At 48.0% G+C, this 21,186-nt stretch carries 20 protein-coding genes; 15 read left to right on the plus strand and 5 right to left on the minus strand.

The genetic code is table 11. The features are described 5' to 3' along the window. Positions 1-6: 6 nt before the first annotated feature. The 8 genes from DHAF_RS12170 to DHAF_RS12205 all read left to right on the plus strand — a co-directional run bounded on the left by DHAF_RS12170 (position 7) and on the right by DHAF_RS12205 (position 9,099). On the plus strand, positions 7-1,182 hold the full coding sequence (locus DHAF_RS12170) for an efflux RND transporter periplasmic adaptor subunit (protein WP_015944048.1): 1,176 nt from the start codon (positions 7-9) through the stop codon (positions 1,180-1,182). A 59-nt stretch (positions 1,183-1,241) separates the two neighbouring features. Further along, positions 1,242-1,877 (plus strand): TetR/AcrR family transcriptional regulator, encoded by a 636-nt coding sequence (locus DHAF_RS12175; RefSeq protein ID WP_005816849.1) that lies wholly within the window; start codon positions 1,242-1,244, stop codon positions 1,875-1,877. 448 nt (positions 1,878-2,325) lie between these two features. Next, entirely contained in the window at positions 2,326-3,276 is a 951-nt protein-coding gene (locus tag DHAF_RS12180) for a sensor domain-containing diguanylate cyclase (protein ID WP_005816842.1), read from the plus strand. 129 nt (positions 3,277-3,405) lie between these two features. Continuing rightward, positions 3,406-3,915 (plus strand): GNAT family N-acetyltransferase, encoded by a 510-nt coding sequence (locus tag DHAF_RS12185; protein WP_015944049.1) that lies wholly within the window; start codon positions 3,406-3,408, stop codon positions 3,913-3,915. Between the two features lie 173 nt (positions 3,916-4,088). After that, positions 4,089-5,477 carry an amino acid permease gene (locus DHAF_RS12190; protein WP_005816838.1) on the plus strand — a complete coding sequence of 463 codons (1,389 nt, stop codon included), beginning with the start codon at positions 4,089-4,091 and terminating at the stop codon, positions 5,475-5,477. Positions 5,478-5,574: 97 nt separating this feature from the next. Beyond that, positions 5,575-6,996: a tryptophanase gene (locus tag DHAF_RS12195; RefSeq protein WP_005816836.1), complete on the plus strand. Its 1,422-nt coding sequence runs from the start codon at positions 5,575-5,577 to the stop codon at positions 6,994-6,996. A gap of 229 nt (positions 6,997-7,225) precedes the next feature. Beyond that, entirely contained in the window at positions 7,226-7,699 is a 474-nt protein-coding gene (locus tag DHAF_RS12200) for a MarR family transcriptional regulator (protein WP_005816833.1), read from the plus strand. Between the two features lie 164 nt (positions 7,700-7,863). Next, positions 7,864-9,099: an MFS transporter gene (locus DHAF_RS12205; protein WP_005816831.1), complete on the plus strand. Its 1,236-nt coding sequence runs from the start codon at positions 7,864-7,866 to the stop codon at positions 9,097-9,099. Between the two features lie 184 nt (positions 9,100-9,283). Here the strand turns inward: DHAF_RS12205 and DHAF_RS12210 are convergent, their stop codons facing one another. Then, the gene (locus tag DHAF_RS12210; RefSeq protein ID WP_005816830.1) at positions 9,284-9,661 is read right to left on the minus strand and encodes a RidA family protein; all 378 of its coding nucleotides are present in this window, start codon (positions 9,659-9,661) and stop codon (positions 9,284-9,286) included. Positions 9,662-9,858: 197 nt separating this feature from the next. Here DHAF_RS12210 and DHAF_RS12215 point away from each other — a divergent pair, with 197 nt between their 5' ends. Then, positions 9,859-10,338: an HD domain-containing protein gene (locus DHAF_RS12215; protein WP_005816826.1), complete on the plus strand. Its 480-nt coding sequence runs from the start codon at positions 9,859-9,861 to the stop codon at positions 10,336-10,338. Positions 10,339-10,399: 61 nt separating this feature from the next. Here the strand turns inward: DHAF_RS12215 and DHAF_RS12220 are convergent, their stop codons facing one another. The 3 genes from DHAF_RS12220 to DHAF_RS12230 are packed head-to-tail and all read right to left on the minus strand — an operon-like array spanning position 10,400 to position 12,233. Beyond that, the gene (locus DHAF_RS12220) at positions 10,400-11,179 is read right to left on the minus strand and encodes a YfjL-like protein (protein WP_005816824.1); all 780 of its coding nucleotides are present in this window, start codon (positions 11,177-11,179) and stop codon (positions 10,400-10,402) included. 6 nt (positions 11,180-11,185) lie between these two features. After that, positions 11,186-11,734: a zf-HC2 domain-containing protein gene (locus tag DHAF_RS12225; protein ID WP_015944050.1), complete on the minus strand. Its 549-nt coding sequence runs from the start codon at positions 11,732-11,734 to the stop codon at positions 11,186-11,188. Beyond that, positions 11,727-12,233, minus strand: a complete 507-nt coding sequence (locus DHAF_RS12230) for an RNA polymerase sigma factor (RefSeq protein WP_005816820.1) — start codon at positions 12,231-12,233, stop codon at positions 11,727-11,729. Before DHAF_RS12230 ends, DHAF_RS12225 begins: the two co-directional genes overlap by 8 nt. 220 nt (positions 12,234-12,453) lie before the next feature. Here DHAF_RS12230 and polA point away from each other — a divergent pair, with 220 nt between their 5' ends. The 6 genes from polA to DHAF_RS12265 all read left to right on the plus strand — a co-directional run bounded on the left by polA (position 12,454) and on the right by DHAF_RS12265 (position 20,737). Next, positions 12,454-15,075, plus strand: a complete 2,622-nt coding sequence (gene polA, locus DHAF_RS12235; RefSeq protein WP_005816816.1) for a DNA polymerase I — start codon at positions 12,454-12,456, stop codon at positions 15,073-15,075. A 97-nt stretch (positions 15,076-15,172) separates the two neighbouring features. Continuing rightward, positions 15,173-15,994, plus strand: a complete 822-nt coding sequence (gene mutM, locus DHAF_RS12240) for a bifunctional DNA-formamidopyrimidine glycosylase/DNA-(apurinic or apyrimidinic site) lyase (protein WP_005816814.1) — start codon at positions 15,173-15,175, stop codon at positions 15,992-15,994. Between the two features lie 743 nt (positions 15,995-16,737). Beyond that, on the plus strand, positions 16,738-18,600 hold the full coding sequence (locus DHAF_RS12250) for an ABC-F family ATP-binding cassette domain-containing protein (RefSeq protein WP_015944051.1): 1,863 nt from the start codon (positions 16,738-16,740) through the stop codon (positions 18,598-18,600). 67 nt (positions 18,601-18,667) lie between these two features. Next, on the plus strand, positions 18,668-19,324 hold the full coding sequence (gene ytaF, locus DHAF_RS12255; protein WP_015944052.1) for a sporulation membrane protein YtaF: 657 nt from the start codon (positions 18,668-18,670) through the stop codon (positions 19,322-19,324). A gap of 29 nt (positions 19,325-19,353) precedes the next feature. Further along, positions 19,354-19,956, plus strand: coding sequence for a dephospho-CoA kinase (gene coaE, locus DHAF_RS12260; RefSeq protein ID WP_005816768.1), 603 nt, complete (start codon positions 19,354-19,356; stop codon positions 19,954-19,956). Positions 19,957-20,137: 181 nt separating this feature from the next. Further along, complete coding sequence (locus DHAF_RS12265) at positions 20,138-20,737, plus strand: lytic transglycosylase domain-containing protein (protein ID WP_005816766.1); 600 nt, start codon at positions 20,138-20,140, stop codon at positions 20,735-20,737. A gap of 28 nt (positions 20,738-20,765) precedes the next feature. On the opposite strand, the gene DHAF_RS12270 is transcribed toward DHAF_RS12265, so the two are convergent. Next, positions 20,766-21,137, minus strand: a complete 372-nt coding sequence (locus tag DHAF_RS12270) for a potassium channel family protein (RefSeq protein WP_015944053.1) — start codon at positions 21,135-21,137, stop codon at positions 20,766-20,768. Positions 21,138-21,186: the final 49 nt, after the last annotated feature.

Consider the following 21,186-nt stretch of genomic DNA (forward strand, 5'->3'; position numbering starts at 1 on the left):
AAAAAGATGAACATTCCAACGGATTTGCAGAAAGTGAAGAACGATAAACGGAACATGAGATTGACTAAAAAGCTGCTCTGGGTCATCGGTATCCTGCTCGTGCTGGCGGCAGGCCTGGGCTGGACCCTCTCCAATCGGGGCACGCCGGCGGAAACAGCACCCGCCAAGCTCGGCGATATCCAAAAATATGTAGAAGAGACCGGCGAAGTGAAGTGCAGCGACTCCGCGACGGTTTATCTGGAAGGAAGCGGGCTGATCAAGCGCATTGCCGTCGAAACAGGTCAGCAGGTCCAAAAAGGAGATCTGCTTCTGAGCATGGATCGGGAGCAGTTGGAAATTTCCCTGAAAAATGCGGCAGAACTGCTGAATCAAGCCAAAGCCCAATCTGCTGCCGGAGAGGAAGCCTATACCATGGCGCTGAAGGATTATGACAACACCAGGTCCCTGGCCGAGGCAGGAGCAGCCAGTGAGTGGGAACTAACCCAGAAGGAAGCTGCCTTAAAGAGTGCCGAAGCAGTCCGGTCCGGCAATCAGGCGGCGCTGGAACAGGCTGAACTGAGCGTGGCCACCAGCTCCCTGGCCCTGAGCAAGCAGCAGGTTCTGGCGCCGCTCAAGGGCACCATTCTGCAAAAAAGGGTCGAAGTCAATGCCTTCGGCGTGCCTGGAACAGTGGCCTTTGTCATCGGCGATACGGAAAACCTGGAGATCCAAGCCAAAATCCTGGCCGAAGATGCCGCCAGCATCCAAGTCGGGAACAAAGCTACCCTTACCGTCCGCACGAAAGAGCAGCAGACGCTGGCGGGAACTGTGGTCAAGATCGCACCCACTGCTGAGGATGAAGTATCCTCTCTTGGCGTCAAGCAGAAGAAGGTCACCGTAACCATCAAGCCTCTCGATGCCCAGGTTGCTTTGCTGCCGGGGTCTGAGGTGGATGTCAGGGTCATTACCGAAACAAAGAGCGGCGTGGTTATCGTGCCCGCCGGCGCCGTATTCGACTACCGGGGCCAAAGCTGCGTCTTCACCGTCGAAGAGGGAAAGGCTGCCCTGCGGGCGGTGCAAAGGGGAATTCAAAATGAGTCCTTGTGCGAAATCACAGAGGGACTGCAGGAGGGGGAGACGGTATTGTCCGCCCCTGATAACAGCATCGAAGAAGGAACGCGGATCCTGAGTCCATTACAATAAGCACAAATTATGATAAAATGGACGAAATGAATCGCTGACAGAAAGGAAAGCTGAACCTCATGTATGAAACCTTCGAGAAGCTGCCGGACGGTAAAAAGGAGCAAATTATCCAGGTTTGTATCGAAGAATTTATTGAAAACGGCTATCAAAACGCTTCCACCAATACCATTGTCAAACGGCTGGGAATTTCCAAAGGCGTATTGTTCCTTTACTTTAAAAATAAAAAGAATCTCTATCTTTATCTTGTCGAGTATATCATGGAGTTTTTTATACAGGATTATTTTGAGGAATACGCGGGCGGCCCGGTTATCAATATCAATGTCTTCGATAATCTGGGTGAGTACTATAAAGAATTGATGCAGAAAAAACCAGAGCTCTTTTTATTTATGCTGCAGGCCTTTGTCAATACGCCGGCGGAGCTCAAAGAAGAGATCGACGCCAGGCATAACCAGGCTCACGACAGTCTGTTCCGGCATATGAACAACGAGGGTTTCCGGCCGGGCATCGATATTCACTTGGTGGACGATCTGCTGCATATGGTTTCCTATTATGTGGGCCAGTTAATCACCAATGATTTGAAGGGCAAGGATCTGAACACCATCATCAAGGATGAGATCAATAAGAATATCGTACGCTATGCCGAGCTGTTTGCGAAGTATGTGGATATCCTGAAGTATGGAGTCTATGAAAGATAGCAAATCGTGGACGCTCCCCATACGCAAAAAAGAAGGGAAAGATAATTCTGGTGCTCGTCACATCTATTCAGGAATTGTCCAACAGCGTATGGAAATTATCATACCCATTCCGGCGCTTTCTTGAGTAATCTAATAGAGGGGTTTGCTTCTTACTAGAAAGCAAACCCCTCTATGATTACATGTTCAGAATATGTTCAGCAAGCTCTGATATAGTTAATGGAAATCAGAGCATCATGATTACTCTATTTCTCCGTAGTATTTGCAGCTCTCTTCACCGCCGATTTCCTCCTGCGTAAGCAAAACTCCAGAGAGAGAATCCGGAAATAATCCGAAAAGGAACCGGCGGCGGGAAGCAGAAAATCCCACCGCCGGTTCCTTTTGAATAGAAGGGATGCCATTATGGAAGCACCATCGGAAAGCTTGAGCTCAAAAAGGAGTGAACCATAAAATGTTAAATGGTAATATTTCACCCCATTTGTTTCGGGTGGTGTTTGAGAACAGTCCGATCGGGCTGGTTGTTGTGAACGAAGATACATCTTTAAAAAGGATTAATAACTATATGCTTGCAACCTTCAATATTGACCCCCAGGACTTTCATGAGCGCATGCTCGGTAACGCATTCCAATGTTCTGATATATATTTGACCGGGAAAAGCTGTGGCGAGGGCGGCCATTGCCATGATTGCGGCCTGCGCAAAGTTCTCAGTACGGCCATGCTGGAAGGCGCCAACATCCTGGAAACGGTTGTCGAACACGATTTCATAATTGATGGGACCAATCGGAAGAAGTGGTTTAAGGTAAGCGCATCACGTGTTGAAACAGATGATGAAGTGCTTGGCATACTGTCTTTCGTAGATATCACAACCCAAATGGAATATGAGGAATTGCTCAAAAACCTGCTTTCGCTGGATGCTGCGACAGGAGCAATGAATAAATATGCTCTTATTAACTCACTAAAGAATCTCACCACCGGAAAGGAAGGTCTGACAGTGGCCATGATCGACATTGACGATTTTAAATTAGTAAATGATCGGTATGGTCACTTGACAGGGGACAGGGTTCTCAACCTGTTCTGCTCCGTGGCCTTCACAAACACACGCAAACAGGACATTGTAGGAAGGTTTGGCGGTGAAGAGTTTATGCTGATCTTTCCTGATATGGTTTCCCGGCTTGTAATCAAAGCTCTGCAGCGAATTTCAACCTCATTTCGCACTGCCTGTATGAACGAACTCGGCTTTTCACCTACATTCAGCGTGGGAGTCGCAGAGTTTTCAACTAAAAAAATGGCCGGAATGACTATCGATGCTATTATTGCTGAAGCAGATGAAAACCTATACGCTTCAAAGAACGCAGGGAAAAACAGAGTCACAGCCTTCGGGAGCAGCCAGGTTTTCAAGTGATGGCCGGGTAACGACCCTCATAGCATTATTGAAAGCAGCTGGCTTTATGCATGTTTTCTGGTATAGTTATAGGCGGTAGAATTGTATGTTGGGATGAGTGGTGTCCTGCAAGAATAAGGAGGCAAGTTAATGCTAATCAGACAAGAAACAAAGGAAGACTATGCTCAGATATATGACCTTGTAAAAACAGCTTTTTCAACAATAGAACACAGCGACGGGAACGAGCAAAATTTAGTGACCGCTTTAAGAAACAGTGGGGCATTTGTACCGGGTTTATCATTAGTCGCGGAGATTGATGGCAGAATTGCCGGGCATATCATGTTTACAGAAGGGAAAGTTGGTCAGGATACAGTGCTTATTTTAGCGCCTTTATCCGTATTGCCTGAGTATCAGCAACAAGGAATTGGCACCGCCCTTATTGCAGAAGGTCACAAGGCCGCCCAAGCATTAGGATACCAGTATTCACTTGTTTTGGGGAGTGAGCAATATTACCCGCGTTCAGGTTATCGTCCTGCCAGAGGATTAGGGATTGAGGTTCCTGTCGGAATGCCTGATGAGAATTTTATGGCCATTAAATTGCAGGAAAATGCCAAGCCGATCAAAGGCGCTGTAACCTATGCCAAGGAATTCGGTATTTAGGCCGGATTGCGATTATAAAAATGATCTAAAAATGAAGTCATCCTCATCTTCATCATGGGGGTGATTTTTTAATTTCTAAACAATGGCAGGCAACGCTTCAGGTGTATTTAAAAACAAGATAAAGGTTAATATAAGTTTGGATTCGACTCTGTGTTTAAGAAAGGGGATGTAAAATGAGTTCAGAAAAAGATCATCATGTGGAACTGCACCGCGGTCTCAAGAACAGGCATATTCAGATGATCGCCCTCGGTGGTGCGATTGGAACCGGATTGTTTTATGGTTCGGCGACGACGATTCAGTTGGTCGGTCCGGCGATTATCGTGTCCTACCTCCTGGGCGGCACGGCCATTTTTTTTATTGTCAGGGCATTAGGAGAGATGTGTGTCGATCAGCCCGTTGCCGGCGCTTTTTCATACTTTGCCTATAAATATCTGGGTGACTTCCCCGGATTCTTTTCCGGGTGGAACTATTGGTTTAACTACATAGCCGTCAGTATGGCTGAGTTAACCGTTGTGGGAGTGTATATCAACTTTTGGTATCCTAATGTGCCCCAGTGGGTAACGGCCTTGGCTTTCCTGGTGATCATCACCTTAATCAATCTTATCAATGTTGAAGCCTTCGGAGAATTCGAATTCTGGTTTGCTTTGATTAAGGTTGTCGCGATTCTGGCGATGATTGCCTTTGGCTTGGTCATGATTTTCTTTGGCTTAGGGGAACAAGGGGCTGTAGGATTCAGCAACCTTTGGACCCATGGAGGCTTTTTGCCTAATGGTGTATGGGGGCTGCTCCTATCCCTGGTAATTGTGATGTTTTCCTTTGGTGGAGTTGAATTGATCGGGATTACGGCAGCAGAAGCAGACGATCCTAAGCGCTCCATTCCGAAAGCCATCAACCAGGTCGTCTGGCGGATTCTCATCTTCTATATCGGTGCCTTGACCATCCTCATGATTCTTTATCCCTGGGATCAAATCGGAACCTCAGGAAGCCCTTTCGTGGAGATCTTCTCCGCCATCGGAATCCCCGCCGCGGCTCATATCTTAAACTTTGTTGTTTTAACAGCGGCTCTTTCTGTTTATAACAGCGGGATTTACAGTAATGGACGTATGCTGCACGGGTTAGCCCTGCAAGGAAACGCTCCCAAGTTTTTAACCAAAGTAAGCCGCAATGGCATACCGATTAATGGGGTTTTTGCCTCTTCTGCAGTCACCCTAATCGCGGTTATCCTTAATTTCCTTGTTCCCGGGAAGGTTTTCCTCTATTTAATTTCTATCGCCACCATTGCCGGGATCTTTAACTGGGCCATGATCCTGGTAACCCAGCTTAGGTTCAGAAAAGTCGAAGCAGAAAAAGGGCGGGAGGATCAATTGCAATTCAAGATGCCTCTCTACCCCATTTCCAACTATATTGCGCTGGCGTTTCTGGCTATGGTCGTGGTGCTGATGGCTTATATTCCGGATATGGTTTATTCCCTGTATATTGGACCCATTTGGATTATTATTCTCTACATCGGGTATAAGTTTCTGAGACGTAATCCTGAAACAAAGCCGCCCCACAGAGAGTAACCGCTGGGCTATGGGGTGGAAATAACTGACGGTCATAAATAGGAAAGCCAAGGGGAAGATAACTTTGAATTTCCAATACTACTGAAGGAGGATCGTTATGGTGAGAAAAGCAGAACCTTATCGCATAAAAATGGTGGAAACCATGCGCATGATATCCAGAGAAGAGCGTGAGAGGGCATTGCAGGAAGCGGGGTATAATCCCTTCGCCCTGAAAGCCGAAGATGTCTATATTGATTTGCTCACGGACAGCGGAACAGGAGCTATGAGCGACCGCCAATGGTCGGCGATGCTGCTTGGGGACGAGGCTTATGCCGGAAGTAAATCCTTCTACAAAGTTAAAGATGCCGTAGCGGATATTTTTAAATATGAATACACGATTCCCACCCACCAGGGCCGGGGGGCAGAGCAGGTTCTTTTTCCTCACCTGATTAAACATAAAGGCCAATATGTTCTGGGGAATATGCATTTCGATACGACCATGGCCCATATCGAGCTCAACGGTGCGGTTCCCATTAACCTGGTTATCGACGATGCCTTTGATACCCAAAAAGAGCATCCTTTCAAAGGCAATTTCGACCTGGAAAAGCTGGAGAAGTTCATTCAAGAAAAAGGCAAAGAAGAGATTGCTTTTATCATCATCACCATTACCTGCAACTCCGCCGGCGGGCAGCCGGTTTCGATGGAGAATATTCGGGCTGTGAAGCAGATTGCGGATAAATACGGTATCTTTGTTGATATAGACTCCGCCCGTTTTGCCGAAAACGCCTACTTTATCAAACAGCGTGAAAAGGGCTTTGAGAGGGCCGGCATTAAGGATATCGTCACCGAAATGTACTCTTACGGAGATGCCTTCACCATGAGCGCCAAAAAGGACGCGATCGTCAACATGGGCGGTATTATCGGTATTAAAAACAATACCGAACTCTACCAAGCGGCCAGTGCCACCTGCGTGCCTATGGAAGGCTTTGTGACCTACGGCGGCTTATCAGGCCGGGATATGGAAGCCTTAGCGGTGGGGCTTTATGAAGGTCTGGATGAAGAATACCTGGAAAGCCGCATCGGCCAGGTAGAATACTTAGGCGAAGAACTGCGGAAACGCGGTATCCCCATTCAATGGCCTGTGGGCGGCCATGCCGTATTCGTCGATGCCAAGAAATTTTTACCCCATATCCCGGGTGACCAATTCCCGGCCCAGGCTTTAACCAACGAGCTTTATATCGAAACCGGCGTTCGTGCCGTTGAAGTTGGCTCGCTTCTTTTGGGCCGGGATCCGGAAACCGGAAAACAAAAAGTTGCCGGTGCTGAGTTCATGCGCCTGACCATCCCCAGAAGGGTATATACGGATCGGCATATGGATGTTATTGTGGATGGATTGGCTAAAATCGCGGAGCGCCGTGAGCAGATTAAAGGTCTTGATTTTGTTTATGAACCCAAGGTCCTACGCCATTTCCTCTGCAAGCTCAAACCCATTGGCCTCGACCCCAAAGCGGGAGAAGATGTCAATCCGATGGTGCCTTAGAAATCAAGCATACCTCACTATATATAAACCTTGTCTTGTCGGCCAAAGGGGGTTTTGGAATGAATTATTTCGTTTCAAAACCCCCTTTGCGTCTATTCTCCGTCAAATTCAATATGAATCTGTTCGTTTGACTATCAGGTATTCTGCCAATAATCATGTTTAGTATAGTTGAAATGGAAACAAAAGTTTAATATACTATGGTTAATGCACCAAGGGGAGGAGGGACGGCATGAATAAAGAAGAACAGGTCATAATGAGCTTCAGGGACTTATTTAACAAGCTGGTTTGGCTTAATAAAGTCAAGATGGAAGCAAGTCTTAAGGATTATAAGCCTTCGGAAGTACATTGTATCGAATATATTGGCAGACATGCCGATTCCAACGTGACAAAACTTGCGGAATCTTTTTATATGACGAGAAGTGCCATTAGTAAAATAACCAAAAAGCTTATGGAAAAAGACTTGATCGAAAGCTACCAGAAACCGGATAACAAGAAAGAAATCTATTTTCGCTTGACTTCCCAAGGGAAAGCGGTTTATAAAACCCATGAGCACCTGCACAAAGAGTTTCAAGAGCGGGATAAAGCCGTATTCGAGCAGGTGACCGAGGAACAATTTGACAATATGCTGAGCTTCGTGGAAAAGTATAGCAGGCATTTGGATACAGAGATAAAGAAACTGGAGATAGATATGAAGTCGGAGTAAATTCCATAGGGAAAAGCCACAGGCAGCCCAACTCAAGCGAGGAGGGCTGCCTTTTATTGCGATTATTTTGTTGACGAGGAAACAAAACAGTGATATTATAACAATGTTTCCTAGGACTCAAAAAAGAAACTTCTAAACATGGAACTTCTGAGGGGAGAAGATAAATGTTCAAAAATGGATCAGATCATGAACAGAATACAGAGCAAACTATAGATAAAAAGGCTCTGCTGTTCGGCCTTATGTCGGTGTTTCTTTGCGGAATAGGCTTCAGTATCATAACGCCTGTCGTCCCGTTCTTAGTGCAGCCTTATATCAGCAATCCGGAAGAGCAAGCGATCGCGGTTACGCTGCTGACCTCTGTTTATGCAGCCTGCGTGTTTTTGGCCGCCCCCGTGCTGGGAGCTTTGAGCGATAGATATGGCCGCCGTCCCTTGCTCTTAATCTGCCTGTTGGGTTCCGCAATCGGGTACTTGGTTTTTGGCATCGGCGGAGCTCTTTGGGTACTTTTTGCCGGGCGCATCATCGAAGGTATAACAGGCGGAAGCATCGGCACGATCTTCGCCTATTTTGCCGATATCATCCCTCCGCAACAGCGAACCAAATATTTTGGCTGGGTGAGTGCGGTTGTAGGTGTAGGCACCGTCATTGGTCCAACTCTGGGGGGATTGCTGGCAAAGTTCGGGTATTCTGTACCCATGTATTTTGGAACAGTCATCACTTTATTGAATGTTGTCTATGGACTTTTCTATATGCCTGAAAGTCTTGATAAGAATAAACGGCTGCAAGAGATCTCCTTGATAAGACTGAATCCATTCATCCAGCTTGCCAACATTCTTTCTATGAAAAGCTTAACCAGGTTGCTCGTCTCAGCCTTCTTGCTTTGGCTGCCCAACGGATCGTTGCAAGCGGTTTTTTCACAATTTACACTGGATACGTTCCATTGGCAGCCCGCCCTTATCGGACTTATGTTTTCCATTATGGGCCTCCAAGACATCATTGCCCAAGGTTTCATCATGCCAAAGCTTTTGCTGAAATTTAGTGATCAACAGATCGCCATGCTGGGCATGGCGGCGGAGATTATCGGCTACAGCTTTATTGCCGCATCGGCTTTGTTCGTATTCTATCCTCTTCTAATTGCCGGAATGTTTATCTTTGGCTTTGGCGATTCGATCTTTGGGCCTTCCTTCAATGGAATGCTCTCCAAATCTGTCCCCTCCGGTGAACAAGGCAGGATTCAAGGAGGCAGCCAGTCTATTCAGTCCTTAGCAAGAATGATGGGGCCGCTCATTGGCGGGCAAATCTATGTATCCCTGGGCCATGCCGCACCCGCTTTTATGGGGATGCTCCTTATTGCAGCGGCAATACCGGTTTTGCATAAAAGGCCTCAGGCAAATATGTAAACTCGTTGTTTTCTTAAAAGTATAGCTCCTGGGTTATAGTGCTCAATTATAGGGTTCAATTAAATAGGGTATCAGAACCTATTCTTAAGTTCTGATACCCTATTTGTCTACAGTCTGAATCCCTATTTGTCATACGAAGTACATTATCCAGCTTTCATTGTATGAACGTTTACACCTCATAAACCTAAACTAAAGCAATCGCTTCGATTTCAATGATAGCATCTTTAGGAAGACGCGCCACTTGTACGGCAGAACGGGCCGGAGGGTTCGTGGGGAAGTAGGAGCCGTAAACTTCATTCATCTCGGCAAAATCGTTCATATCCTTGAGGAAAATAAGGGTCTTAACGATCTTGTCCATAGAAGAACCGGCACTTTCCAGGATGTTTTTGACATTCTCCAGAGATTGTTTGGTGGCTGAACGAATGTCGCTTGTCAGTTCTCCGGTAGTCGGATTCAAGGGCAATTGGCCGGAAGTAAAGATCAGGTTACCGGCTTGAATTCCTTGGGAGTAGGGCCCTATGGCCCCTGGTGCTTTCTCAGTGTTTAAAACCTTAAGAGACATGGCTGACCTCCTGTTGTAACTTTTAGTGGGAGTTTCTGATTTTATTGTACCTAATGGTCCCGTTATTATGTATCCGTCTTATCTATCCGTCTGTCTATCCGTCATGGCGATATTTTTCTTGCTGAGATTGGTTTGGCAGGTTATTCCCGGTATGGTATATTGAAGACAACGGAAGGCAAAGGAAGAGAGGGATCAAGATGAAATGGGCATTCATCAATCATATGGAGAGAATCAATGAACTTCTGGGGAATTTAGAGCAGGAGGAAATGAAGCGGGATTATCCCATAGCCTGGGAGCGGACCCATGCCGCGAGCTGTGCTCAAGTGGGCAGGTTGCTGGCGCAAAAGCGTGGTGTCGATCTGGAGCTGGCAGCCTTAGCCTGTTCTCTTCATGATATTGGCCGCTGGTATACCGGACTGCAGGGGGATCACGCCCTCCGGGGAGAAGAGCCGGTACGGCGCTTTTTAGAGAGTTCCTCTTTGAAGGAAGAGGATAAAAAAGCCGTCGTTCAAGCGGTAATCCGCCACTCCGAAAAGGACAAGGTGGGCAGTCCTTTAGACGAAATCGTGAAGGATGCGGATGTCCTGGACTGCTATTTTCATGGTGATGAAATCAGCAAACCCTATCATTTGGCCCGGCTCAAAGAGGTTATGGGGGAATTGAATTTAGAGAGTTAAGAATAAGGAGACACTTTGCTTCCTCCAGGGAATGGATGGGCAGAGTGTCTCACTTTGTTTTTTACTTTTTATCTTTGGCGTTAAGCTCCGCCACCCGGTCCGCTTCAAACTGTTCCATCACCTGGGGCAGATTGTCTTCAGCCATGTGCTCCGCGGGGAAATCGGAAAGGGAAAGAGAGTTGACCCAAGGGGCCGCTTGATCTTCCTTGGCAGGCTTATTGGCAAGAGGGAGGAGGCGGACGCTGTACTGGCTGACCGGAATGCTCTCTTCTTTTAGAATCGCTTCCAAAGCTTTTGCTACTTCGGCGACTTTGCTGTAGGAAAGGTCCTCACTGTAGAGGACAACGTCCGCGACGAGGGGCAGGGGAGGATGGCTGATATCCAGCTTCATGTCACGTTCCAGCTTCATGAGATCATGGTCCTCTTTGGTAAACTGGAAAGAAATATAGTCAAAATCATAATCCAGCCTGCTGCCGATCAACTTTTTGGCTATCTCCCGCATCTCGGCATCCAGCCGCCTGTAGGTGGTGAAGTTATTGGCCACTTCGTATTCATAGTCATCACGCAGTACCTTGCCATAGCTGTCGGTATAGATGCTGAAAGCGGTATCTTCGCTCAGGGACGATTGCACAAATACCAGGTAGGCGTCAAATTTGAAGTTATAGTTGGAGCTCTGGATTTCTAAATCTAAGTTGCTGTAGTTGACGTCAATATATTTCTGAGCGGCTTGCTTGGCCAATAGATTGGAGACAGGGTTGCCCACCCAGGCGTTGACAAAAAGCAACAGCAGCACGATTAAGCCGATGCCGGTTATACCGGCTAATATTTTCTTGATGTTCATAGTATTCTACACCTCTTTCTTAAATGCGTAATGCAAAAGCCAGGCGATCAGAACGCCAACTGCACTGAAAGCGGAAAGAATGGCGGACCACCAGGCGGACATGGAAATCAATTCAATGATGCCGGTGTAAGTCAGGATTCCGTCGATGAGTCCACGTAGGGATACCCAGATAAAGGAAAAGGCGAACAGGCCCAGAGGAACAAAATAGGCTTTCCTTTTGAACAGTATATAGCCAAAGCCGCCGATGGCAGGCATGATCAGCCCATTGTAAAACATAAGCATGCCATTGGAGATGACCATTCCCAGCAGCGTTCCGGCTAACATAATGCAGAGCAGAAAGACGATTATTTGTTTTTTGATTTTGCCTAACACCACAATGTCATCCATTGCAGTAGTTGCTTCTATCTCCGCCCCTGTTTTTTCTCCCCAACTATGGTTACAGTGTTCACAGCCTGCAAGGTGCTCCTGCACCAGCAGGCGGCTGTCTTCGCTGGCGACGCCATCCTTGACCAGAGGCATTAAGTCCAGGCAGACAGAGCAGGAAATCTTACTCATAGCTATATCCCTCCTTGAGCAGGATCGTTCTGATTTTATGCTTGGTGCGAAAATCAAGGACTCTTGCCGAGCTTTCGGAAATCTGATGCTTCCGGGCTATCTCATAAAAGGAGTAGCCTTCAATCCGCATCAAAACGATGTCTCTGTTTTTGTCAGGCTCCCGGTTCAGCAAATCATGAATCCTGTCCAGCAGCTCCTGGGTGAGGAGTGTTGATTCCAGACCGGCCGGATCGGAAAAATAGACTTCCAGCAAATCTTCCGGGGTAAGCTCTTTTTTGCTTTTTCTTAAATGCCCATACCATGTATAGCGGGCTATAGAGAACAGCCAGGTTTTAAGATCGGAATTCCCCTTAAACCCGGGCAGGGATTTGATGGCGCTGATAAAAACCTCCGAGGTCAAATCCTCTGAAAGGGTTTTGCTATGGGTAAGGCTTAACAAATAAGCATAGACGGCATCTTTATGCTGTTCGTAGACCTTTTGCATGACTGAATCAGCCATAGATTTCCCCCTCTCATAAGCTTAGTGTCAAATGAACAGGGTTTTGTTACAATGTCCTTTAAAATTATATAGAAGCTCCATGAGAAAGCAAAGAAGTTTCAGTCAGCAATAATCTGTTGCCTCACGGAATTGAGGGGACCGGCGGAAAAAGCGGTAAAGGGTTTGGCAGGGTATCCTTCGGTATGGTATAGTAAAGTCGGAAAGTGAGGGGTTTTTTTATATGTCAAAAATCCTTATATTAGATGGGAACAGTTTGGCCAACCGGACCTTTTATGCTTTACCGATGATGACGACCGCCGATGGCAAGCCTACCAATGTTCTCCATGGCTTTATGACCATGCTCTTGCGATTGCTGCTTGAACAAAAACCGGATTATTGGGTGGTGGCTTTTGATAAGACCAAGGCTACGGTAAGAATAGAGCAATATGCAGATTACAAAGCCCAGCGCAAAGAGACTCCCGATGCGCTGAAACCCCAGTTTGATTTCCTCAAAGAACTGTTGACTGCTTTTGCCATGCCTATTCTGGAATGTCCGGGCTATGAAGCCGACGACATTATTGCCACGGTTACGTCCCTGGCCGAGCAACGGGAATGGGAGACCCAGATTTATACCGGGGACAGGGATGCCCTGCAGCTGATTTCTCCCCGCACTACGGTCTATCTGACCCGTAAAGGAATCACTGAGGTGGATGCTTATGACGAAGGAGCTCTCTACGAAAAGTATCAGCTCCGGCCTGCCCAGATCATCGATCTTAAAGGACTGATGGGAGATGCCTCCGATAATATTCCCGGTGTACCCGGAGTAGGGGAAAAAACAGCCCTGAAGCTCTTGTGGGAATACGGCAGTGTGGAGAATGTCCTTGATAATATCGACAAAATTTCCGGCAAGAAGCTCCAGGAGAATTTGCGCAATAACACGGATAAGGCCCTCTTAAGCAAGAAGCTGGCCACCATGCTTTATGACATACCTCTGGAGATTGATCTGGATCGATTAGTTTATCGCCGCCCGGATGAGAAGACCTTTACCGCGGCCTTGGATAAGTATGTCCTCAAAAGTGTGGCCCGGATCTGGCATGAACATCATGGGGCAGGAGAAGAGGGCAAGGATACCCCTCGGGAAGAAGTCCTCAAGCCCTGGCCCCTTCGTGAACTGACTGGCGAAGAGTGGTTGGCGCGGTTCCCCCAATGGCAGGCTGATCAAGGAACCCTTGTTTTAACTTGCGCTAATACCGGAGGGAATCCCCATTGGGCGAGGATCACCGCTTGGGGAATAGCTGTCGGTGGGGAGTCCTTTATCCTGAATTGGACCGACGCAGCTCCGGAGGTGCGGCTGGCTTTCAGCCAATTGCTGGAAGATTCTGAGGTGCCTAAGCAGGTTGCCGACAGCAAAGTGCTGTACAGCCTGCTCCTCAATGAAGAGATCATTCTGCGGGGAGTCAGCTTGGATATCGGACTGGCGGCTTATTTGATTAACCCCACCCGCAACAAATTTGAGCCCCTGGAGCTGGTTAAGGAATACATCCCCGGTGCAGGGGAATTCGCAAATTTGGCTGAAGAGGCTTCTGCTCTGGCTCAGGTGGCAGATTCCTATAAGGAAACCCTTGAAGAGCTTGGTCTGAGTGCTCTTCTCCATGAAATGGAGGAACCCTTAAGCCCTATCCTGGCAGAGATGGAGAAGCAGGGAATTGCGGTAGATGTTCAAAGGCTGCAGGAATTTGGCCGGGAGCTGACCGTGGAACTTCAGCGTTTAGAGCAGGAGATCTACGCCGACGCGGGGGAAACCTTCAATATTAACTCTCCTCAGCAATTGGGTCATATCCTCTTTGAAAAGCTGGGGCTTCCCCCCATGAAAAAAACCAAGACCGGTTATTCCACGGATGCCGATACTTTGGAAGAGTTGAGGGATCAGCATTCCATCGTAGAGCGGGTGCTGGACTATCGCCAGTTAAGCAAACTCATGTCTACGTATGTCAACGGCCTGCTGGCTCAGATTCATGAGGGAAGAGTCCATACAACCTTCCAGCAGACGGTAACCGCCACCGGTCGTCTCTCCAGTACCGAGCCTAATCTGCAGAATATCCCCATCCGTCTTGAACTGGGGCGCTTACTGCGGAAAGTCTTTACCCCGACTCAGGAAGGCTGGGTGCTTTTATCAGCGGATTATTCCCAAATTGAGCTGCGGATTTTAGCCCATTATTCTCAGGATGAAGTGCTGTGTGAATCCTTCTCTCTGAATCAGGATGTGCATACCCGTACCGCTTCGGAAGTGTTTGGAATTCCTATGGCAGAAGTCACGAAGGATATGCGCCGCAAGGCTAAGGCGGTTAACTTCGGGTTGATCTATGGGTTGACGGATTTTGGTTTGGGCAGGGATTTGGGCGTACCCCGCAAGGAAGCCAAAACCTATATCGAGACATACTTCCATCGTTATGAAGGGGTCAAACGTTATCTGGAAGAGATTGTGGTCAAGGCTAAAGAAGAAGGACAGGTCCGCACATTGCTCAACCGCTTGCGCCGGATTCCCGAATTGCGTCATCCTAACCGGGTGCAGCGTCAATTCGGAGAGCGGATTGCCATGAATACCCCCATCCAAGGAACGGCGGCGGATATTATGAAGCTGGCTATGTTGGGAGTGGCTGAAGCGTTGAAACCTTATCGGGCCAACCTCCTTTTGCAGGTCCACGATGAATTGGTGATCGAAGTAGCTCCGGAGGACCTGGAAGAAGTGGCGAAAGTCGTCCGTGAAGAAATGGAAAGCGCTTTCCCCCTCTCCGTGCCCTTGATCGCAGATTGTAAGACCGGGCCGAATTGGTATGATATGGAGTCTTATTCCTTGGAGTAGTACCATCAGAAGAGCAGTGCTATTAGTAAAGCAGTACCATCAATTGTCGTACAGTCAATAGAGCATTCCATTAATTCTTATATATGAAGGTGTAATTATGCCGGAACTACCAGAAGTAGAAACCATACGCAGAAGCCTGAGTCAGCATATTCTTGAGCGAAGGATTGAGGAGATCTTAATTCGCTGGCCAGGTGCTGTGGAAGGATATGAGGAGAAAACCTTTGCCGATGCTGTCAGAGGGCTGAAGTTTCAAAGTATCGAAAGACGTGGGAAATATCTTTTGTTTACTTTAGAAGAAGGCTGGTCCTTCATCGCCCATATGCGCATGACAGGGCGCATGGTTTACCATGCTCAAAGCCAGGAACCGGAGAAGCATACCCATGTGGTGCTTAAGCTATCTTCCGGGGAGATTCACTTTACCGATACACGCAAATTCGGCCGGCTGCAGTTGGTGAGAACAGAAGAACGCCTCCAGCAACCCTCCTTAGCCCGCCTGGGTCCGGAACCTTTGGAGGAAGGTTTTTCCGCCGCAGAACTGGGACGGCGTCTGGCTCCCCGCAAACTGGCCATTAAAGCAGCTCTGTTGGATCAGACCCTTGTGGCGGGAATCGGCAATATCTATGCGGATGAAGCCTTATTCAGAGCGGGAATTGCCCCGGAGCGGTGCGCCAATTCCTTGACGAAAGAGGAGATTGAGAAGCTTTACCCTGCCATCTGTCAGGTTCTTGAGGAGGGTATCGCCGCCAATGGCACTTCTTTCCGGGATTACCAGGATGCCAATGGGGAAAGAGGGGACTTTCAGAAGGAATTGAAGGTCTATGGACGTGGGGGAGAACCCTGCAAAGAGTGCGGCCATACTCTGGTGAGAATTCGTCTGGCCGGCAGGTCTACGGTGTTTTGCCCTTGCTGTCAGGTGTAAGATTGAATTCCGCTGCTCTGAGAAGGATTTGAAAGCGGGGTCTCCAGGATTTTGATTTACACCGGTCGCTCCATAAGCTGCGCGGACAAAACTAACGCGAAAAGCCCGCTGCTCCGAAAGGTTCCCCGCTAAATCGGCTCCTGCCTCATAGCGGGTTGGAAACGTCCTGTTTCCAACCTTTCTCCGCAGAGTGCTTTTCGCGAAGTTTTGTTTCCGCTCGCTTAAAGTCGCTTCCCTTGTGTAAATCAAAATCCTTGGGCTGCTTTTCAGGTCTGAGTAAGCAGGGCGTTGTGGGAGCTGTGAGGCAAGCAATCTTATCCAAGCAGCTTTTTCCGTCTTTACCGACGCCGCTTGAGGCGGCAAAGTCGGTGACCTCAGAAGGGCTTTGAAGAAGGGCTGGGCTGGCCTCAGAAATACTCACAACGCCTCACAAAGAGCATCAGGTCCTCGGGGCTCCAGAGAAGAACTTGAAGATACCCGTAAGCAGTAGCTTTACGTACAAAAGCGGACGGATTTAGCGAGGGGCGGTCAGGTCAACGAGGCTTTCTTAACGTAGCGGAGCCACGGTTCACATCAGGTATTACCCGGAGGTTTGGCAGAGCTGTTAAGAAAGCGAGTGGACCAGCCCTGGAGCTATGGAGTACGCGTTGTGCGTAAAGCTACGCGACCCGAAGGTTCATCATGCATAACGCTAAACGACCCAAGCAAACGACTTAGAGTTGTTACAAAGGAGTTATTATGATATGAGTATTCTTTACTGTCGGAGCTGCGGCGTGGACGTTTCCGGAGAAGCCCTTTTCCGACAAGTAACTTTTGCTGTGGAGAAAGGGGAGAAGGTGGGACTGGTAGGTCCCAATGGGGCGGGGAAGACGACCTTGCTGCGGGCCTGCTTAGGGGAGCACCCTCTGGAAAGCGGCGAGGTATTTCTTACCGGCACCTGGGGATACCTTCCCCAGAATCCTTTAGTCGAAGATCAGGGAACCGTCTGGGAGAGCATGCTGGCGGAACGGGCCGATCTCATCGAAATGAAAGAGCAGCTTCATGTTCTTGAAGAACGGATGGCTCATACCGCGGACGAGAAGGTTTTTGCTCAATACAGTGCTCTCACGGAGCGCTTTGAGACCATGGGCGGGTATGCCCTGGAAGCCCAGGTACGCAAGATCCTCTCCGGTCTTGGACTCACTAAAGAAACTGAGCACCCTATTCAACATTTGAGCGGGGGTCAAAAAACCAGGCTGGCTTTGAGCAAACTCCTGCTCCGTTCTCCGGAATTTTTGATTCTGGATGAGCCGACCAACCACTTGGATATGGATGCCTTAGAGTGGCTGGAGGGGTTTTTGAAAGGCTATGACGGCGCGATTTTAGTGGTTTCCCATGATCGCTACTTCCTTGATCATGTGGTTCAGAAAGTCCTGCATCTGGAAAAAGGGGGACTGAAGAGCTATCCGGGAAATTATTCCGAGTATGAATTACAACGGGCGGTGGAAGAAACCACCTTGGTCAGGGAAGCGGAGCGGGTAAGCAAAAAAATTGCCCGTCTGGAGGAATATATCCGGCGTTATAAAGCCGGTATCAAATCCAAGCAAGCCCGGGGCCGGGAATCCCAGCTCCAGAAGATTAAGCCTGTTGAGGTGAATAAAACCCCCAAGTCTTTGCATATTTCCCTGGCCACAGGACGGCGCAGCGGGGATCGAACCCTTATGCTGGAAGATGTCTCTGTAGAGTTTCCCGGGCGCCGGTTGTTCCATGGAGTTGATGTGGAATTGCGCCGGGGGGACCGGGTGGCCCTGCTCGGAGAAAATGGAATCGGCAAAACCAGTCTGCTCAAAGCCATCAAAGGTTCGCTGCCCTATCAAGGGGAGATTCGCCTGGGGGCCAATGTCAAGCTGGGGTATTATTCCCAGGAACATGAGGAATTGCACGGCAAGGGCAGCATCATGGATGAAATCCGGGGCGACACAGATTTGCTTGATCCGGAAATTCGCAGCCTGCTGGCCCGTTTCGGGTTTGTGGGTGAGGAGGTCTTTAAGCCGGTTTCCGTATTAAGCGGGGGAGAAAAAAGCCGGCTGGCCCTGGCTAAGCTCTTCCTCTCTCAGGGAAATCTGCTCCTCCTGGACGAACCCACCAATCACTTGGATACCCGTATGCGGGATGTCTTGGAGGAAGCACTTCAGGATTATGATGGAACCCTTTTGGTTGTCTCCCATGATCGGTATTTCCTGGATCGGGTCGTGAACAAAATCGCCCGTTTGACTCCTGAGGGGCTTAAAATCTACGAGGGGGATTACAGCATGTATAAGGCGCAAGTCCAGGAAGAAGAAGCCGCTTCCACGGGCGGGAGCGCCTCCTCCGGTACAGCTGTCGGAACCCGCCCTCATGAACAATCCAAGGAGACGGAACGGGAAGCAAGACGGCGCCAGAGAAAGGCCCAGCAATTAGAGGCACAGATAGCTGAACTGGAGGAAGAAATCCAGTCCTTAGAAGAGCAGATGGCTGCAGTGACTTCCAATTATGAAAAAGCTCTGGAGCTCCATAAACTCTTTGAGGAAAAAAAGGTTTTACTGGATAGTACAATGATGGAGTGGTTAGAAATAACAGAAGAATAAGGGCACCATAAGAAGGGTTTACCCATATATTATCCTGCAAAGTAAAGGTACTTACAGGAGGATGATTATGGGAGCTGCAATACTCTTCGCTATAGCCTTAAGTTTTGACGGATTTGGCGTAGGGGTATCTTATGGAATACGGAGAATCCGCATACCCCTTCTTTCGATGTTGATCATAACTCTTTGTACAGTAGTAGCCATGGGAACAGCACTGTTCTTTGGCGATGTCCTCATAGGGGTTATTACAGTTGTCTCGCCTAATCTTATCGCAGCGGGAATTTTACTCACCTTAGGGGGCTATCAGCTGATCAAGGCTATTCCCCACTTGTTTAAAAAAGAGACGCCAAAGGCTGAGCCTGCCAGCACAATAGCTGTTCGGGAGCCGGTCCTTAAGCTGGAATTCAAAATCCTGGGCGTTGTGGTGCAGGTTCTCAAAACTCCGGAACAGGCCGATCTTGATGGCTCCGGTGTGATCAGTGCCAAGGAAAGTGTGCTGCTGGGCACGGCCTTATCCCTGGATGCCTTTGCTTCCGGTCTGGTATTGGGTCTTGCTGTGGGAATCTTTAACTCTTTGTCGGTTATTGCCTGGGTGGCCTTGATGCAAATTTTTATGATCAAATGTGGTCAGGCTTTAGCAGGCAGACTTCCCGAAGAGTATTTAGGGAAATTGGGCCTTTTGCCGGGAACCATGCTTATTCTCATCGCTTTGGGAAAGCTGATTTGATTACAATAATGAATTCGAGGTGTCATACTATGTGGGTTATCGGATTAACCGGGGGGATCGGGAGCGGAAAATCCACAGTCTCCCGGTGGCTCTCCCAACAAGGTGTTCCGATTATTGATGCGGATCGTACGGTTCATGGGCTTTATCATGAACCGGAGACGATGGCAGCCATTACGGCTGCCTTTGGTCAGGATATCCTGACGGATACAGAAGAAATCGATCGCAAAGCCTTAGGCAGAATTGTTTTTGCCGATGATCAAGCCCGTAAACAATTGGAAAAGATTCTTCACCCCCGGGTCAGAGTTGCCATGGAAAAACAACAAAAGGCACTGGAACAGGCAGGGGAGAGGATCTGTGTCTGGGATGTTCCCTTGCTTTTCGAGGCAGGGTATGGGTCACAGATGGACGAGTTATGGGTGGTTTGGGTACCGCTGGATATTCAAAAACAACGGGTCATGGAACGGGATGCCTTAAATGCAGAAGAAGTGGCATTGCGCATCCAAGCCCAATATTCATTGGGCGAGAAACGCAATAAAGCAGATGTAGTTATAGATAATTCTGGAAAATGGGAAGAAACAGTAGTACAATTAAGGAAAGAAATGGAAAGAATAAATAGGGAGCAAGGACTATAGAATGAAGCAATGGGTCAGAATAGGTCTTGCAATAGGTCTAACTTAGGTCTATCGTTCTATTCCGTAATATGAGCCTCTCAAAGTATAATATGTCCTATGTTAAGTCCAGCCATGGACTGAAGCCTTGTTCAAACCTTAGAATGCTTTAAGACTTAAATACTGATGAAATCAAGGAGTACCCATGAAAAAGAAAGGGTTCACAGTGCGGCGCAAGAAAAAAAGATCAGGCTTTTTGTTTACCCTGGTCTTATGTGTGATTGCTTTTACATTCTTGTTCTCGTCTCCCCCCATTAAGAAAGTAATCTATCCTTATCCGTATAAATCTCTTATCGAGCATTATGCGGAGCAATATCATGTGGACCCTTTGCTGGTTATCTCGGTCATTCGCGCTGAGAGTAAATTCCTGCCCTATTCCCAATCCCATAAGGGCGCCCTGGGGCTTATGCAGCTGATGCCGGATACAGCCGACTGGATTGCCGAGACCTTAGGGGATGGAGCCTTCGACCAAAGCGAGCTGAGAGAGCCGGAAAAGAATATTCAGTACGGAACCTGGTACATAGCCAGCCTGCAGAAGGAATTCCAGGATATCGAGCTGGTCCTGGCCGCCTATAATGGGGGAAGAGGTCATGTTAATGAGTGGATCCGCACAGAGCAGCTCAAGGTGGATGACTTGAATACGGAGGATATTCCTTTCCGGGAGACCAGGGAATATGTGCAGCGGGTTATGGATAACTACGAAAAGTATCAGGATCTTTATGGTGAAAAACCACGCCTCAAATGAAGCGTGGTTTTTTGCTGGATGAGAAGTCCTAATCCACCTTATCAATTATTTTCTGCTTAAGTTCTTCCTGCTCCGATTTTTCAAAATTGACAACGGCAAAGCCGATCATGATTAATATCATCAGCATAACCCCGACACCGACAACAAGATAAATCATCGTGAACCACTTGCTCAGATCAGCTTGGGGAACAAAACCTGTAGAGACACTGGTGGGAATGAGACTGACAAAAGCAAAATAAAAAGAATCCAGCAAGGACCATCCTTCGACTTGTTTATAGAAAAGAGTACCGGAAAGCAAAATCAATGCCAAGGATACCAGTAAAGATTTAAAGGCTTTTTCCTTCATTATGCGATAAACAGCGGATAGTAATCGTTTTAAGGTCAGAATAAAAGAAATCATGGTGTTTCTCCCTTTTCTCAAGTTTAGTGATAGCTTCAATGGTTAAATA

This window comes from Desulfitobacterium hafniense DCB-2, from assembly GCF_000021925.1.
Taxonomy (GTDB): Bacteria; Bacillota; Desulfitobacteriia; order Desulfitobacteriales; family Desulfitobacteriaceae; genus Desulfitobacterium; species Desulfitobacterium hafniense.